We start from the raw sequence: 15,241 nt of genomic DNA on the forward strand, positions 1-15,241 counted from the left end.
CGGCCTAGCCACAGGAGCATGACATGACGGAACTGAACACACGGGCGCCGCGCGGCGCCCGGGGCGGACGGGCTGCGCGCGTCAAAGCCCGCACCAACCCGGCCCCGGTCTATCTGCCCGCGCTGAACCGCCGGGTCGGCCCCATTGATCTTTTGGGTCCGGAAGGGGTGGAGAAGATCCACAATGCGGCGATGACGATCCTGGAAACCACCGGCATCGAGTTCCGCGACCCGGTGGCGCTGGCCGACTGGAAACGCGCCGGCGCCGATGTGCAGGGCGAGCGGGTGCGCATCGGCCGCGATATGCTGATGGAGCTGATTTCCTCGGTGCCATCGGAATGGGGCTATGCCGCCCGCAACCCGGAGCGCTCGCTGCGGGTGGGCAACCGGCACTCGGTCTTTGCCAATGCCTATGGCGCGCCTTTTGTCTATGACTTGGACGGTGTGCGTCGCCCCTCGGTGCTGGAGGATGCGCATAACTTCTTCAAGCTGAGCCAGATGAGCCAGTCGATGATGGTTCCGGGCATCCTGCCGGTGGAGCCGCAGGACGTGCCGGTGCCCGAGCGCCATCTGGAGCTGGTGCATGCGGCCCTGACGCTGACTGACAAGCCGATCAAGGGCTCGGTGCTGTCGGAGCAGGCGGCGCGCGACACGGTGGAGATGGTGCGCATCGTCTTTGGCGAGGAATTTGTCGACAGCAACGTGGTGCTGGCAGCACTTTTGAACTGCAACACGCCGCTGGTTTGGGATGAGACCATGCTGCAGTCTTTGCGGGTCTATGCCGGTGCCAACCAGCCCTGCCTGTTGTCGCCTTTTGTCTTGGCAGGCGCCTCGGCCCCTGCCAGCCTGCAGGGCGGTGTGGCGCTGCTGATTGCCGAAAGCCTGGCGGGTATGGCCTACAGCCAGATCATCCGCCGCGGTGCGCCGATGGTGCTGGGGGTGGCGATCATGGGCGTTTCGATGAAGACCGGCGCCCCGATGATGGGTTCGCCCGAGCCGGGGCTGATGAATCTGCTAGTGGGCCAGATGGCGCGGTTTTACGACGTGCCCTGGCGGACCTGCACCATGTGGACCGGTTCAAAATCGCCGGACATGCAGGCCGGGTTTGACACCGCCAACACCATGTGGCCGGTTCTGCTGGGCGGTGCGAACTACATCGTGCATTCGGCCGGTTTCCTGGAGGGAGCGCTGGGGGTCAGTTACTCGAAATGGGTGCAGGACACGCTGCAGCTTGAGAACTTTCACCGGTTCTTCAGCGGCCTGCAGGAGGAAAACCTGGATGCGCTGCTGGGTGATATCGAAGCGATCGGCCCCGGCGGCCATTTCCTGGGTACCGACCACACCCGCGAAAACCCGATGCATATGAACCCGCTGCAGAACAACGACAGTTTCGAGCAGTGGGAGGCAGAAGGCGCCAAAACCGCGGAACTGGTGGGCCGCGAAGAGGCGCAGCGGATGCTGGACAGCTACGTGCAGCCGCCGATGCCGGACGACCAGCGCAGCAAGCTGGATGAATTTGTTGCCAAAAAGCGCGCGCTGTACCAAGCCTGACACGAGCGGGCGCCAAGGCGCCCCTTTGACCCGACACAAGGACAGGATTTGAGCCCATGACCGCATCTTCGACAAAAACGCTCTCACTCGCCGAAGTGCGGGGTTTGGCCAAATCTGTCCTTGTGGCCGCGGGGATGGACGCGGCGGGCAGCGATGTGATTGCCGATATCGTCACCTGCTCTGAGCGCGACGGCCCGCGCAGCCACGGGCTGCGGATGCTGCCGGTCTATGCGCAGAGCTTCACCTCAGGCTATGCCAATGGCGCCGCGGCGCCGTCGGTTGAAAAGATAGCGCCGGGCGTGCTGCGCGGCGATGCGGACAACGGGTATTACCAGATCGCTGCGGCGGCCGCGCGTGATGAGCTGATTGCCCTGGCGCGGGAAAACGGCATTGCCGCCTTTACCTGTTCCAATTGCCACCACCTGGGGGGGCTGCGTTTTGACACCGAACCGCTGGCCGAGGCCGGGCTGGTGGCGCTGGCGGTAATCAACTCGCTGTCGATGGTGGTGCCGCAGGGGGGCGTTAAGCCGGTATTTGGCACCAACCCGATGTCCTTTGCCTGCCCGCGCGAGGGCGGTGAACCGGTGGTCTGGGATCAGGCGGCCTCGATGGTGGCGCTGATGGATATCCGAATGGCCGCGGCTGAGGGCCACGAGCTGCCGCGGCCGGCTGGGCTGGACCCCGAGGGCAATGCAAGCACCGACCCGAATGCCATCCTGGAAACCCGCAGCCTGTTGCCCTTTGGTGAGCACAAGGGCGCCGCGATTGCTTTTATGATCGAAGTGCTGGGCGCGGCTTTGGCAGGCGGGACCCTGTCCGTTGACAATCAGGAGCGTGAATCCTTCGGGGCCCTCAACATCAAGGGCGGCGCCACCCTGATTGCCATTGATCCGTCCCGTTTCGGAAATGCCGCCTTTGGCGACTACATCACCCGTATCTGCGCCGAAATTGAAGGCAATGGCGCCGCCCGGGTGCCCGGCGACGGGCGGCTGAAAAAACGCGCGGCGGCAGAAGCAGACGGCGTTGAAGTCAGCACCGAATTGCTGGCGCAGCTAAACCAGCTGGCAGGCGCCTGATGAAGCGGGTGGTGATCGCAGGCGGCGGCGTTGTCGGCATCTCCTGCGCGCTGGCGCTGCAGGCCGAGGGCCACCGCGTTACCGTGCTGGAGCCGGGACCGGTGGGCGAAGGCGCCAGCTGGGCCTCCTGCGGCTGTATTGCCGTAGGGGAAATTGTGCCGCTGTCGCAGCCGGGCATGCTGATGAAAGTGCCGGGCTGGCTGCGGGACCCCGAGGCGCCTCTGTCCCTGCGCCCGGCATCTGCACTGGGGCTGCTGCCGTGGTTTGCCCGCTTCACCGCCAATTCAATGCCCTTCCGCATGCGGACGATCGCTGCCGACCTGTCGCGGCTGACCTTTGCTGCAACAGCCGACTTCAAGGCGCAACTGGCGGACATCGGCGCTCCGGAATTGCTGGTGGAGCGCCCGGTGATCAAGCTGTTCGATGATGAGCGCGACAAGGCTACTATGGGCGCGGCCTTTGATCTGGCGCGCGAACTTGGCTGCATCATTGACGACATCTCCGGGCAGGAAGCCCATGAGATGGATCCGGCCATCGCCGCCGATTTCAAATATGCCTCGGTGCTGCGGGACTGGAGCTTTGTCACCTGCCCCAAGCGGCTGGTGGAAAAGCTGATGCAAACCTTTCTGCAGCGCGGCGGCACGGTGCTGCCGCTGGCCTGTGCAGGCTTTCAGCGCGACGGCGCCTGGGTTTCCGGTGTCCAAACAGCTGATGGCCAGCTGCTGCCCGCCGATGAGGTAGTGATTGCGGCTGGCACCCAGTCCAAGGGTCTCTCCAGGCAGCTGGGCATCCCGCTTCGCCTGGAAGGCGTCATGGGTTACTCAACCGGTTTGCAGGATCCAGGCGTGAATCTGAAGCACACGGTTTTCTACCCGGCGGGCGGGTTCGGCATCACACCTTACGAGAGCGAGCTGGCGGTTGCCGGCACGGTGGAATTTGCCAGCCTCTCTGCCGCCCCCAAATGGCGCCGGGCCGATGTGTTGGTCAAACGCGCCCACCGGGTACTGCCAGGGCTGCAGGATAGCCACCGCAGCCGCCGCATGGGCCGCCGCCCCTTCACTCCCGACACCCGCCCCATCATCGGGAGAACCGGCAAACTGGCCAATGTGACACTTGCTGCCGGTCACGGTCAGCTCGGGTTGACGTTAGGAGCCACCACCGGACGGATCATTGCGGACGTCATTGCAGGGCGGCGGCTAGGCGAGGAAATCAGCGCCTTCAGCCCGGACCGGTTTTAGGTTCGGACAATTCAGCATTGCCGGACTTGAGTGCGGCGCATTCAGAAGCGGCAGTTGCCGGTCGGCGCCCCCCCCGGTCTGGCCAACAACATACTTTGCCGGGTTGGCAATTATTAAACGCCGGAACGCCTTTCCTTCAGAGGCATCCCGTCCAACGTTTAAACTCCTGGCTCACGCTAGACACTTCGAACTGCGGACCCGAAAGAACGGCGCTATTCCGCAAGCCTGCCATCTAACCGCCGCTCGTGAAATGGCTCCTTCCACTTTAACGGGCATGCTGCCGCAGGACGGCTTTGAGCTGGGAGCTGTCCTTTCCAACTGCCCCGCGAACGTCCGGTTTGTCCTGTGTGGATGACGTCTGCAAAGTGGAGTTCGTCCCGATTTCCGGACAGTTTGATTATTGACCCTATGCAGCGTTTTTCCAATCCATGTTTTCATACGCTTGCGCGGGTGTTTGATAGCCGATGGCTGAATGCCGCCTCTGACGGTTGTAGAAGACCTCAATGTATTCGAAGATCGCAGCCTTTGCCTGGGCGCGCGTTTTGAAGCGCTCCCGATGAACCAGTTCCTTTTTCAGTGATGCGAAGAAACTTTCCATTGGTGCGTTATCCAGGCATTCGCCGGTTCGGCTCATTGATTGGATGATCTTCGCGGACCCGAGCAGCGCGCGGTATTCGCTGCCTGCATATTGCACGCCGCGATCCGAATGATGAATGAGCCCAGGAACGGGGCCACTGCGTCCCAGGGCCATGTTCAAGGCATCATAGCACAGTTCGGATCGCAGATGATCGTCCATGGCCCAACCCACGATTTCACGCGTGGCCATGTCCTTGATGGCGGCAACGTAGAGCCATCCTTCGTTCGTATCGACGTAAGTAATGTCCACTGCCTGACAGTGCATTCGCATCGCGAATGTCACGAGAAGGGTCGAGCCAAACCCGGTTCGGAACGGTACAATTGAACTGTTGCTCCAACAGATTTGGTGAGGGTTTGAGGCTGTGATTGCTGTCTGTGGTGCGCGGCTTTCGACGCTTGTGCAGGCGCGGAGAGACCCGGTTTTCCCGCATTATTCTGGCCACACGCCGCTCGGAGACATGGATCCCATCGGCGATCAGATCGCGGTGTATGCGCTTTGAGCCATATCGCTTCTTACTTCGAGAGAAAGCCGCTTTGATCTTGGCCAGCAGGTCTGCGTCCCGGTCGTCGCGCAACTTTTGCCGCTGATTTCGGGCTGGTTGCGACTGAGTAGAACCATAAAACCAACTGCGACCGATCCCCAGAATGCAGCACAGCAGGGAAATGGGATAAAGGGTCTTATGGGCAACGACAAATGCATGTTTCGCGGTCATGTTTTCGCTGCCCTTGAGGCGAAAAAAGCGGAAGCTTTCTCGAGGATTTCATTTTCCAGCTTCAAACGTTTGTTTTCCTTCCGCAGACGATCCAGTTCCGCCGCATCCGCCTGCTGCCTGCGCAGCGCCGCCATTGATCCTGCCGCTTCGATCTCCAAGCGCCACGTCTTCAACTGCGAGCTCGTCACTCCAAGCTCCTTGGCAACACCGCCTTGTGTGGCCCCAGGCTTATAAAGCCGACCAACAGCTGCGGCTTTGAACTCATCTGTGAACGTCCGTCTCGATTGTCCCATTCCATGCTCCATTCGTGGACAGGGGTAATTTACCCCGCTGTCCGGGAACAGGGACGAAGTTCACTGTACCTTGGATTTTCTCGCTGCGTGCGCTCGCAGCACGCCGGATACCGCAGATCCAGAAAAGTACGCGCTGCCTCGCCGCGTTCAAAGCCGCCATGGGTCGAAGTTGCAGCAAAAATTGACCAGGGAAGGATCGAGGCGCCGGACAAAGCCGTCGCTCCCGTCGCCGGGGACAATGGCTGCAGGCCGCCGTATTGCGAACCTTCGTCCTTATAGCAGATCACCGGGGTCGTTCATGCTCGCCGGGCGGAAGGCAAAAGTTCGCGGCAGCCAGCCTTCCACAAATTTTGCGCCATTAAATCGGACGTTCAAATGGGAGGTCTGGCGATCTATTGAAAACGAGACATCGACCCTTTGAACGTTGCCAGCGGGCTGGAATGGCGGTTTTTGGGGCAGTATAAGGCTTGTCTCTTTCCATGCCCTTCGCAGGCTACCTAATGTTTCACTATGTGAAGAGGCCGGAGAAAGCTGCAGTCAGCCGGTAAAGGTCGTCCGGAATGTAAAGCTGTAGCCGCCGGGTGCCAGGGCTTTGGGAGCACGCGGCATACGGGCTCTTTTTACCGCGGCTACTGCCGCTTGATCTAACTTGGCGTTGCCGGAGCTTCGGGTAACAGTAACGGTCATCAAACGCCCCTGGTTTGAGACCGTCAGGTGCAGCCGCACTGTCCCCTCCCCGCCGCCGCGGGGCGGGCGTTTCTGCCGCTCGATCCGTGAGATGATTGCTGCGCCCCAGCGGTTCTTGAGACTGGCAGTGCGCTTTGTATCTCCGGTGGTGGCCGCATCTGCGCCGCCGTCGCCCTTGGCCTGTTGGCGGCTGCTGCCGGCAGCTTGCTCTTGCATACTTTCCGTTGAAGGTGCGGGGGATGGGCCGGGTGCCGCTGCAGCGGGCGGAGGTGGTGGAGGCGGCGGTGATACTTGCCGCGCAGGTGCTGTGTCCGCGGCGAGTGCAGCGGCAAGCACAGGCGAACTGACAGCTGCCGGAGCGTGCGGGGCATAAGGCGCAGCCGGAGCGGCAGCCTGCACAGGCTGCTGCGGTGGGTCGGCCGGAGCCTTGGCAGGCGCTGGCGTGTGGATCTCCGGCGGACGGTTCCAGTCAGAGACCTGCTGCGTCAGCGCCTCAGAGGCGGCCGCCAGTGTCACTTGCCCGCTGCCGCTGCTGCCGAAGCCGGCTGCCCTTGTGCCGCCCTCGCGCATTGTCAGAAATGGCAAGGCGTGCAGCACAGCGGCGGCGGCAAGGCAGGCGGGGAACAAGGCGCGCCGGGTCAAGAGCCTGTGCCTGTCAGGCTGACAGCCTTGATGCCTGCGTCGCGCAGCCGGGAGATCAGCGCCGCAACCTCGCGGGCAGGCACCTCGGCATCGGCGCGCAGAGTTAGGACCTCAAGTTCTGCTGCCTGCGCCGCAACAGCGGCCAGGGCGTCCCCGCCTTCAGCCCCGGAGAAATGCAGCTGGCCGTCTGCGGCCATGAACAGCACCGCCTCCCGCATCGGAGGTTCACCGCTTTCCAGCTCCGGCGGGGTCACCGCAAAGGGCGCGCGTGGCGCGATTTGTGAGGACAGAAGGAAGAAGATCAGCAGCAGGAACACCACATTGATCATCGGCAGGATTGGCTCGCCTGCTTGCCGCTTTTGGGGGGTCGAGAAATTCATGCCGCTCACTCCATCACCACCAGGCCGGTGAAGCCGGCTCCGGACAGCAGACCAGCCGCATCCATCAGCTGCTGCAGCGAGGCGTTGGCGTCCGGTTGCAGGATGATCGCATCCGATTTCTTGTGGGTCAGCGCAGTCAACCTCTCCGCCAGGGCTTCTTCCTCCACTGGAACCCCGTTCAGCCGCAGCCCTTCAGCAGTCACCAGAACCAGCCGCGGCGGCCCCTGATAGGTGCTGCCCGCGCCGCCCATGGCCAATGGCACCACCCGGTCGCGGCCGAATTGCGAGGCGAGCATGAAGAACACCAGCAGAAGAAACACCACGTCGATCATTGGTGCGAGGCTGAGGCGCCTTTTCGCGCGCGGTGTTCCAAAGGCAAGTGTCATTCTGCGGCGTGCCGCAGTGCCGGACGGGCGGCTGCCGCAGTGAACACACGGGTGGCGGCGTCCTCCATTGCGGCTTGCTCACGCTCAGCCAGCCCCTCGATCCAGGAGGCAAGAGCCGAGGCCGGGATTGCCACCGCCATGCCCGCCGCCGTGGTCAGCAGCGCCTCCCAAATGCCGCCGGCCAGCACCGAAGGGTCAGCGCCGCTGCCGCTTTCCTGCAGGGCCTGGAACGCGCCGATCATTCCCAGAACGGTGCCAAGGAGCCCGACCAGAGGTGCTATGGCGGCAATCAGCTCCAGCGGGCGCAGGCCGCGGCGGAGGCCCGCCAGCTCTGCCTTGGCAATGCGGGTGGTCTCCTTTTCCGCGGTCACCGAGCTGAACTCAGGTGTCAGACGTGCCCGCATCGCGGACTGCGTTAGCCGATCCAGCGGCGTGCGGCCCGCGCTGATAGGCGGGGTGTCCCCTGCACTCCATTGATCGAGCCAGACTTCAGCCCGTGGCTTGCGCCAGACGCCCGCCTGTGCAAGCCCGATCACCTGCCAGAAGAACAGCGCCAAGGTCAGCACCGACAGCGCCGCGATCACCCACAGGGCGGGGCCGCCGCGGGCCATGAATTCGAGGAGAGGGGCAAGGGACATCGCAGCCTCCGTCAGTGGCCCGGATTTTCCGGGTCGGTTTGCTCAGCACCGCGGTCAAAGCGTTCGGCGTAAGCCTCGGTCAACCGGTTCGGACCATGCAGCACCCGCCATTGCCGGATGCCATTGCGCCAGCCGGCCCGGCCTTCGCGGGTGTCGGGCTCTACGGCATCCTCAGCCGGAATTTCCGTCTCCAGCAGCTCCCAGACCGCCTGCTTGCCCTGGCAGTATGCTTCGGCGCCCCAAGTGCTCAGCAGTTTCCGGAACGCGTCAAAGGCGGCGCGGTTGAAGACCTTGTCCTCGCCCAGGCGGCCTATCACCGGGTTCTCAGGATGGACGCCGCAGCAGGGCACCCAGCCTTCGGGGATGGGCGTGTTGGCGGAATGAGTGCGCTCGGCACGCAGCAGTTTGGGCAGCACATGGGTGTGCGGGCCTTCGGGAGACTTGCCGCCGGTGTCGGGATCGCCGATCATTTGATAAACTTCGACCCGGCCAAGGCGGGTCAGCAGCACCCGGTGCGGATGGTGCTTCAGGATTGCCCCCATCGCTGGGTTGCCGTGCTCAAACAGCGAGCGGCCGGCGTTTTCGTTCAGCACCTCCAGCAGCTCAGGGTCGGCGGTGCGGATGCAGAAATCCGCCTGGTACTGGCCCAACCCCATGTCGAACAACTGGGCGCCGCGGTCTTCGCCGCGCAGCGCATCTTCGTCGGGGCCAAGCGCGGTCAGCGCACCGCGCTGGTTCATCGCGGCGTCATCGTGCGGCAAGCACAGCGACACGGCTTGCGTCCAGCGGTGCGGCTTTGGACTGAGTGTCTCATAGGCGACCGGGCGCACGCCTTCCAGGGTGTCGATGCGCACGCCGCCGCGGGGGGGTACCTGCATAAGCCCGGCATGCTCCTGCGGGGCCGAGTCGCCATAGACATGGTGGAACTCGGCAATGGCGCCAAAGGACCCCATGTTCCAGCCGCAATCTTCTTGCATCAGCGCATCTTTCAGCACCTGTTGAAGCTCAGGCATGTGCTGCCCTCCTGTTGGTTGATTTCCATTCCAGGGCGCCTGTGTGGACGGCCTGGTAAACGGCTTTGCAGATGGCTTCGCCGGTGGCAGTGTGCAGCCCGGCATAGGGGTTTGCGCCAGCGGGAGCAGCTAGTGCGACGCAGTCGGTTCCGGTGCCGGTCGCCGTTCCGCTTGGCAAAATGATGTCAGCGTCCATCACTGCTGCGGTGCGGGCCTGGACCGCGATGCTCATCGCTTCGATCAGTCCGGCGTGGGTCAGCCCTTCGGAGAGGCGCAGTGCGACATTGATGGTCCCCCAGTTGCGGCTGGCGTAGTCCATCCGGCTGCCGACCCGTTCGGCATTGGACAAGCCGACAGTGGCCACCGCATGAGCGCTGATGCCTTCTACAGTGGCTGAGGCCTCGCAATAGCGGCGCACATCCCGCGAGGTCAGGAAGGCCACGGCATCCTCGCAGCCCCTCTGCGCCAGTTCACCCGCGAACCACTCGGTGACATCCAGATCACGCGGCAGGTCGCTGTTGCGGACTTCGCGCCACAGGATGCGGCGGGCGGTAACAAGGCCGGGGCGGTTCACAGCCCAGCTCAGCACTTGCATCTCTGCGCCGAGGTCAAACTCGATCCAGGGGCGTTCCAGGGTGACCGCGCCCATTACAGAACCTCCAGCGGCTGGAACACCGGCCCTTGCGCCGTTGTCTCATGCCAGACCGAGATGCCAAAGGCGCGCGCCATCAAGTTCGGTGTCAGCACTTCGGCGGGCGGCCCGTCGGCGAGGATGCTGCCTTCGGCCAGCAGGATCAGCCTTGTGCAATGGCGCGCCGCCAGTCCCAAGTCATGCAGCGAGACCAGCGCGGCGCGGCCTTCGGCAGCGAGGCTGGCAAAGACCTCCATAGTGGAGATCTGATGCGCCGGGTCCAGCCCGGCGGCAGGTTCATCGGCCATCAAGAGCGGCGTGTCCTGCGCCAATGCACGGGCAATCAGCGCGCGGGCCTGCTCGCCGCCGGACAGGCGGGAGGCGGCGCGCTGACGGAACGGGCTGAGCCCCATGCGCTCAATCGACTGGTCGACCAGCGCCTGATCGCCGGGCGGCAGCCGCAGCCCCTGAGGCAGATGCGGCAGGCGGCCAAGCGCCACCAGCCGCTCTACCGGGATCGGCCAAGCGATTTCGCGCGATTGCGGCATCCAGGCCGCCGCGCGGGCGCGTTCCGCGGCACTCATCTCCGCCAGCGAGCTGTGCCCCTTCGCCGGGATCAGCCCCAGGGCGGCGCGCATCAGGCTGCTTTTGCCAGCGCCGTTTGGCCCCAGCAGGCCGACGAATTCACCTGTTTGGATTTCAAAGGACACATCGCGGAGCACCGGGCGGTTCCGCAAGGTGACGGAGAGGTTCCGGACCGAAAGCACGCTCATGCCAGCCCCTTCCGCGTCTTATAGATCAGGTGCAGGAACAGCGGCGCGCCGACCAGGGCGGTGACCACTCCCAGCTTGAGGTCCCGCGACGGCAGGATTACCCGCACCGCAATGTCAGCCAGTTGCAGCATGATGGCGCCGCCAAGTGCCGAGGCCCACAGCAGCCGCGACGGCAGGCCGCCAACCAGCGGGCGCAGGATATGCGGCACCACCAAGCCGATGAAGCCGATAGCGCCCGCCACAGCAGTGGCGCCGCCGACAATGGCGGCAGTCCCGACAACCAACAGCAGCCGCAGCCGGTTCAAGTTCATCCCCATGGTCTGCGCCGCATCCTCGCCAAGGGTCAGCGCATCCAGACCCCGCGCCAGTGTCAGCAGGATCGCGCCCCCCGATAGCGCAAAGGGCAGCACCAGCCAGACATGCAGCATCGAGCGGTCCGCCAGCGAGCCCATCATCCAGAACACGATCTCATTGGCGGCAAAGGGGTTGGGCGACAAGTTCAGCACCAGCGAGGTCAGCGCCGCCGCCATCGCTGAAATCGCAATGCCCGCCAGGATCAGCGTCAGCGAGCCGCCCTGCGGCCCGGCCAGCGCCATCACCAGAAACACACCTGCCAGAGCACCGGCCAGCGCCGCCAGCGGCAGGCCCAAGGTGAGGCTGGCCGCCAGCCCGGTGTTGATCGCCAGCACCGCCCCCAGCGCCGCCGAGGAGGACACACCGATCAGCCCTGGCTCAGCCAGCGGGTTGCGCAGGTAGCCCTGCATCTCGGCACCCGCCAGCCCCAGCCCGCCGCCGATAATCACTGCCAGCAGCGCCCGCGGCAGCCGGATTTCCCGCATCACCAGGGTGAGCGGCCCGTAACCCTCGTCAAACAGAGCGGCCAGGCTTTCGCCGGCGCCCACATCGGCCGGCCCCACCGTGAGCGACAGCAGGAACAGCGCCAGCACCGCTGCGGCCAGAACCAGCATCAGACGGGTCATTCCCGGCTCTCCTTCTCCATGAACAGACGGCGCTCTGCGGCCAGGGTTTCCACCGCGCGCAGCACATGCGGGGTGCCGCAGACCCAATCCGCATCGCGCATCTGCCCGGCGCCGCTGCGGGCGGCCAGCTGCCGCACCACCGGATGCGCCAGATTGTCCTCACTGCGCGAGGCGCGCGGATAGGGCGACGTGCCGATCAGCAGATCCGGCGCGGCCAACGCCAGCAGTTCCAGCGGCATATGACCGGAGTGCGCATAGCCCAGTTCATCCGCGATATTGCGCAGCCCCGCCGCGCGCAGGATCCGGCCCGCGAGGGTCATACTGCCGGAAGTGAACCCGTTGGCGGCATAAAGCGCGGCGCGTGCCGCCTCCGGTCCGGCTTGCTCAAGCGTTGCCAGTCGCTTGTCGAAGTCTGCCAGCAGTGCGTGGGCCGCTTCTTCGCGGCCCAGAACCTGACCCATCTGCAAGATACGTGCGCGCACATCCTGCAGCGAGCTGGCGGGCTCGAACACCACCACCGGCACGCCAAGACGGCGCAGCATATCCGTGGTGGCAGGTGTCGAATAGGCGCCGGCAATCACCAGGTCGGGCTGCAGCAGATAGATCTCTTCGGCCAGCCCGTGGTTGGCGGGATAGGCCATGGCCGCGTCCGCCATGGCCGAGGCGCGTGTGTCCTGCGCGATGTAGGAGACCGAGGCCAGCTGGCCGGGCGCCGCAAGCAGCATCGCCAGCTGGTCAGTGCAGAGGTTCATCGACACCACGCGCGATGGCCCGGCAAAAGTACCGGTGGCGGCCCACAAAAGGGCCAGGGCTATGCCGGGGAGCCTGCGCATGGGTCAGAACGAGGCCCGCACGCCGATATAGGCGGCGCGGCCGCGCTTGGCGTAGCCCCAGACGTCGGCGTAGTCCTCGTCGAACAGGTTGGTGACGCGCCCAGTCAGCACCACGTTATCCGTCAGCTCATACTGAGCAGCCACATCAAAGGTTGTGTAATCCGGCAGCTCAGCGGTGGCAAACGAGCCAAAGAACTGGCTGTCCCAATTGCCTGCCACATGCCGGATGTCCGCGGTGACAGAGCCGCGGCCATTGAAAGTATCCAGTGTGGCACTCAGCAGAAGCTCGTGCTCCGGGCGGCGGATCTCGACCGAGCCATCGGGGTTGGTGGCGTCCAGATAGGTGTAGGACAGACGCAGATCGAGGTATTCGCTGGCTTCCAGGCTTGCTGCCAGCTCAACACCCTTGCGATCACTGTCACCGGCTTGGTTGCGGTAGGAGAACGTGGTTGCGTTCACCATGTAGCTCTCGATCTCGCCTTTCAGCGTCTCGTCGAAATAGGTCACATCAACCAGGCCGCGCCCTTGAAGGAACGGCACCTCAATCCCGAAATCGAAGCTGCGATTTTCCTCCGGCTGCAAGTTCGGATTGCCGAGATAGGTGGTGGAGCCGAATGTGCTGTTGGCAAACAGCTCAAAGTAAGAGGGGTTCACAACACCGGTTCCAGCCGAGCTGTGCAGGCGCACACCGCTGTCTGCAAAAGTGTAAGAAGCACTGGCGGTCCAGCTGGTGGCGTCTTCGAATACGCTGTTGTTGTCGTGGCGCACCCCGAGCTGCAGGTCCAGGCCGTTGGCAAAGCTGCCGCGGTATTCCAGGGCAATCGAATTGGTTTCGCGCGCAAAGGCCGGGTTGGAACTGCTGGAGTCCATTTCCCATTCCAGCATCGCGTTAAGAAGGTGGTCTGCTTGATCCGCTAACTGCCCGTCCAGGCCGAAGCTCAGCAGGTACTTTGCTGCTTCCGTTTTGGTCTCGGTCGGGGTGCCGCCATTGAAGGACCGGTCAAAGTCAGTGCGTTCGATTGACAGGCGGTGTTTCAGGCGGCCGCCCAATGTGTCCAGTTCAGCATAGACTTGCGCCAGTTGCTCATCCCGGTCACTGAATTGCGTCGGATCATCCACGACATAGCTAGCCGCATCCGTTGCGGTGAAGGAGGTGCGGTCGCTGTCATAGCGTTCATCCGACGTGCGGAAGTTGAAGCCAAGTTTCAGCCGGTCGGTGACCAGGTAGTCGCCTTTCAATTGCAGTGTATTGCGGCGGATGCCGTCTTCTTCACCGCCATCGCCCGAGGTGTCATAGCCGTCGTCATTGTCATGGGCGAAGCTGAAGGCGATACCGCCGCGCTCGGTCCGCGACGAAACCCGGGCCGAGGCCCGGTAGCCGTCGGACCCCGCTTCCGCGCTGCCGCCGTATTCCGTGCCGATGCCGCCGGACTTGGTGATGATGTTGATCACACCGGCCGAGGCGTTGGAGCCGTAGAACACCGATTGCGGGCCGCGCAGGACTTCGATCCGCTCGATATTGGCAGTGTCCAGGCCGGCCAGAATGTACTCGCTGTCACCGCCCGAGGCTTCGACGCCGTCGATCAGGATCAGTGTGTGATTGGCTTCTGCGCCGCGGATGCGGACCTGAGTAAAGCTGTCGCCGGAGCCGCTCACCATCAGGCCGGGTACCGAACGCAGCGCGTCCTGGACGGTGGTGATGCCGCGATCATCGATCTCCTCGCTGGTCAGGACCGAGACGGAGCGGCCGTACTTCTGGGCCTCGACCGGCGTGAAGCCGCCGGAGACGATGATCTCCCCCAGATCGGTGACTTCTTCATCCTGAGCGGTTGCGATTACAGGGGCGGCGGCCAGGGCGGCGGCCAGGGACAGGCTTGCCTTGCGCATATTCCATTCCTCCCGGCCCACGCAGCAAGCACAGGCCAAGCGGCTGCCCATACCGGGCAGCATGTTCATAATTTTGGTCTTTGGAAGGCAATGCCCCCGCAGACGGTGAAAACTGCCACCACTACGGAAGGTCCGTTATCTTCGGCGCGCCCCGCACCGCGATAGGGTGATCATCCTGGCAGGTCTCCTGACTTGCGGGTCGAGGCTTTGCTGCGCCTTCCCGCCCCTTGGGGCAGTGGCATACCGCAGCATTGCTCTCCGCTCACAGTTGCGGGGGCAGTCACGGATTCGGCGCCTGTTGGCTACACCTCACCGTGTTCCCTTTTAACCGGGTGGTCTCCCAGCCGGACCAGAATGGTCGGGGCTTAGGCAAACTGAACTTATTCTGTCAAGCGGGAGAATTCGCAACCTGAGTAGAAATGGCCTTGGGCTGGCATCCATATCGCCGAATTTGCCTTTCCAATTTTTCAAGTGACGATGATTGATTACGCATACAAAAAACTTCGAAAGGCAGCGGTGTTTCCCCGTTCCTCTGATAGGAACATGCCTGCCTATTGATCCCTGCAGCACTGCAGGAGAAAAACCATCGGCACCGGACGGCCAAGTGAACAGAACATGATTCTCTTGACTCAGAAATTTCGGTTTGCCATTCAGCCAAGGTGACCGGTTCCGCGAGTGTTTCAATGCGCAGCGGAAGAAATAGGGAACACGGTGCGGCGTACCCAAAAGGGACCAAATCCGTGACTGCCCCCGCAACTGTGAGCGGTGAGTGACGCTGAATACGCCACTGGGAACATCCCCGGGAAGGCCAGCCGAGCCAGGACCCGCGAGTCAGGAGACCTGCCGGACACGGGGACTGAGGCTCCGCTTGCGGGGTTACTGCCC

General features: G+C 63.6%; 16 protein-coding genes and 2 riboswitches. Of the genes, 3 read left to right on the forward strand and 13 right to left on the reverse strand.

The window, feature by feature from the left end; genetic code table 11:
- Window positions 1–23: 23 nt before the first annotated feature.
- The 3 genes from GC1_RS06620 to GC1_RS06630 are packed head-to-tail and all read left to right on the forward strand — an operon-like array spanning window position 24 to window position 3,864.
- Window positions 24–1,550, forward strand: a complete 1,527-nt coding sequence (locus GC1_RS06620) for a trimethylamine methyltransferase family protein (RefSeq protein ID WP_019294407.1) — start codon at window positions 24–26, stop codon at window positions 1,548–1,550.
- A 56-nt stretch (window positions 1,551–1,606) separates the two neighbouring features.
- Window positions 1,607–2,626: an Ldh family oxidoreductase gene (locus GC1_RS06625; protein ID WP_029204619.1), complete on the forward strand. Its 1,020-nt coding sequence runs from the start codon at window positions 1,607–1,609 to the stop codon at window positions 2,624–2,626.
- The gene (locus GC1_RS06630) at window positions 2,626–3,864 is read left to right on the forward strand and encodes an NAD(P)/FAD-dependent oxidoreductase (protein ID WP_019294405.1); all 1,239 of its coding nucleotides are present in this window, start codon (window positions 2,626–2,628) and stop codon (window positions 3,862–3,864) included. The genes GC1_RS06625 and GC1_RS06630 overlap by 1 nt, the downstream gene beginning before the upstream one ends.
- Window positions 3,865–4,270: 406 nt before the next feature.
- On the opposite strand, the gene GC1_RS22390 is transcribed toward GC1_RS06630, so the two are convergent.
- From GC1_RS22390 to GC1_RS06690, 13 genes are all read right to left on the reverse strand, one after another.
- Window positions 4,271–4,771: an IS3 family transposase gene (locus tag GC1_RS22390; RefSeq protein ID WP_337589011.1), complete on the reverse strand. Its 501-nt coding sequence runs from the start codon at window positions 4,769–4,771 to the stop codon at window positions 4,271–4,273.
- Window positions 4,677–5,213 (reverse strand): IS3 family transposase, encoded by a 537-nt coding sequence (locus tag GC1_RS22395; RefSeq protein ID WP_082024003.1) that lies wholly within the window; start codon window positions 5,211–5,213, stop codon window positions 4,677–4,679. Before GC1_RS22395 ends, GC1_RS22390 begins: the two co-directional genes overlap by 95 nt.
- Window positions 5,210–5,506 carry a transposase gene (locus tag GC1_RS06640; protein ID WP_036761687.1) on the reverse strand — a complete coding sequence of 99 codons (297 nt, stop codon included), beginning with the start codon at window positions 5,504–5,506 and terminating at the stop codon, window positions 5,210–5,212. The genes GC1_RS22395 and GC1_RS06640 overlap by 4 nt, the downstream gene beginning before the upstream one ends.
- A gap of 537 nt (window positions 5,507–6,043) precedes the next feature.
- Window positions 6,044–6,409 (reverse strand): energy transducer TonB family protein, encoded by a 366-nt coding sequence (locus GC1_RS22600; protein WP_019294403.1) that lies wholly within the window; start codon window positions 6,407–6,409, stop codon window positions 6,044–6,046.
- 422 nt (window positions 6,410–6,831) lie between these two features.
- Complete coding sequence (locus GC1_RS06650; protein WP_029204618.1) at window positions 6,832–7,215, reverse strand: biopolymer transporter ExbD; 384 nt, start codon at window positions 7,213–7,215, stop codon at window positions 6,832–6,834.
- A gap of 5 nt (window positions 7,216–7,220) precedes the next feature.
- Window positions 7,221–7,601, reverse strand: a complete 381-nt coding sequence (locus GC1_RS06655) for an ExbD/TolR family protein (protein ID WP_019294400.1) — start codon at window positions 7,599–7,601, stop codon at window positions 7,221–7,223.
- Window positions 7,598–8,239, reverse strand: coding sequence for a MotA/TolQ/ExbB proton channel family protein (locus tag GC1_RS06660; protein ID WP_019294399.1), 642 nt, complete (start codon window positions 8,237–8,239; stop codon window positions 7,598–7,600). Before GC1_RS06660 ends, GC1_RS06655 begins: the two co-directional genes overlap by 4 nt.
- An 11-nt stretch (window positions 8,240–8,250) precedes the next feature.
- Complete coding sequence (locus GC1_RS06665) at window positions 8,251–9,252, reverse strand: DUF6925 family protein (RefSeq protein WP_019294398.1); 1,002 nt, start codon at window positions 9,250–9,252, stop codon at window positions 8,251–8,253.
- Entirely contained in the window at window positions 9,245–9,901 is a 657-nt protein-coding gene (locus tag GC1_RS06670; RefSeq protein WP_019294397.1) for an adenosylcobinamide amidohydrolase, read from the reverse strand. The genes GC1_RS06665 and GC1_RS06670 overlap by 8 nt, the downstream gene beginning before the upstream one ends.
- Window positions 9,901–10,656, reverse strand: coding sequence for an ABC transporter ATP-binding protein (locus GC1_RS06675; protein WP_019294396.1), 756 nt, complete (start codon window positions 10,654–10,656; stop codon window positions 9,901–9,903). Before GC1_RS06675 ends, GC1_RS06670 begins: the two co-directional genes overlap by 1 nt.
- Window positions 10,653–11,636: a FecCD family ABC transporter permease gene (locus GC1_RS06680; protein WP_019294395.1), complete on the reverse strand. Its 984-nt coding sequence runs from the start codon at window positions 11,634–11,636 to the stop codon at window positions 10,653–10,655. The genes GC1_RS06675 and GC1_RS06680 overlap by 4 nt, the downstream gene beginning before the upstream one ends.
- A complete protein-coding gene (locus tag GC1_RS22400; protein ID WP_029204616.1) occupies window positions 11,633–12,469 on the reverse strand; it encodes an ABC transporter substrate-binding protein in 837 nt (278 codons plus the stop codon). Before GC1_RS22400 ends, GC1_RS06680 begins: the two co-directional genes overlap by 4 nt.
- A 3-nt stretch (window positions 12,470–12,472) precedes the next feature.
- On the reverse strand, window positions 12,473–14,356 hold the full coding sequence (locus GC1_RS06690; RefSeq protein WP_029204615.1) for a TonB-dependent receptor plug domain-containing protein: 1,884 nt from the start codon (window positions 14,354–14,356) through the stop codon (window positions 12,473–12,475).
- 160 nt (window positions 14,357–14,516) lie between these two features.
- A riboswitch (cobalamin riboswitch) is annotated at window positions 14,517–14,725 on the reverse strand.
- Window positions 14,726–15,003: 278 nt separating this feature from the next.
- A riboswitch (cobalamin riboswitch) is annotated at window positions 15,004–15,218 on the forward strand.
- The last annotated feature ends 23 nt before the right edge of the window (window positions 15,219–15,241 follow it).

The organism is Leisingera sp. ANG1 (genome assembly GCF_000203975.2).
Classification (GTDB): domain Bacteria; phylum Pseudomonadota; class Alphaproteobacteria; order Rhodobacterales; family Rhodobacteraceae; genus Leisingera.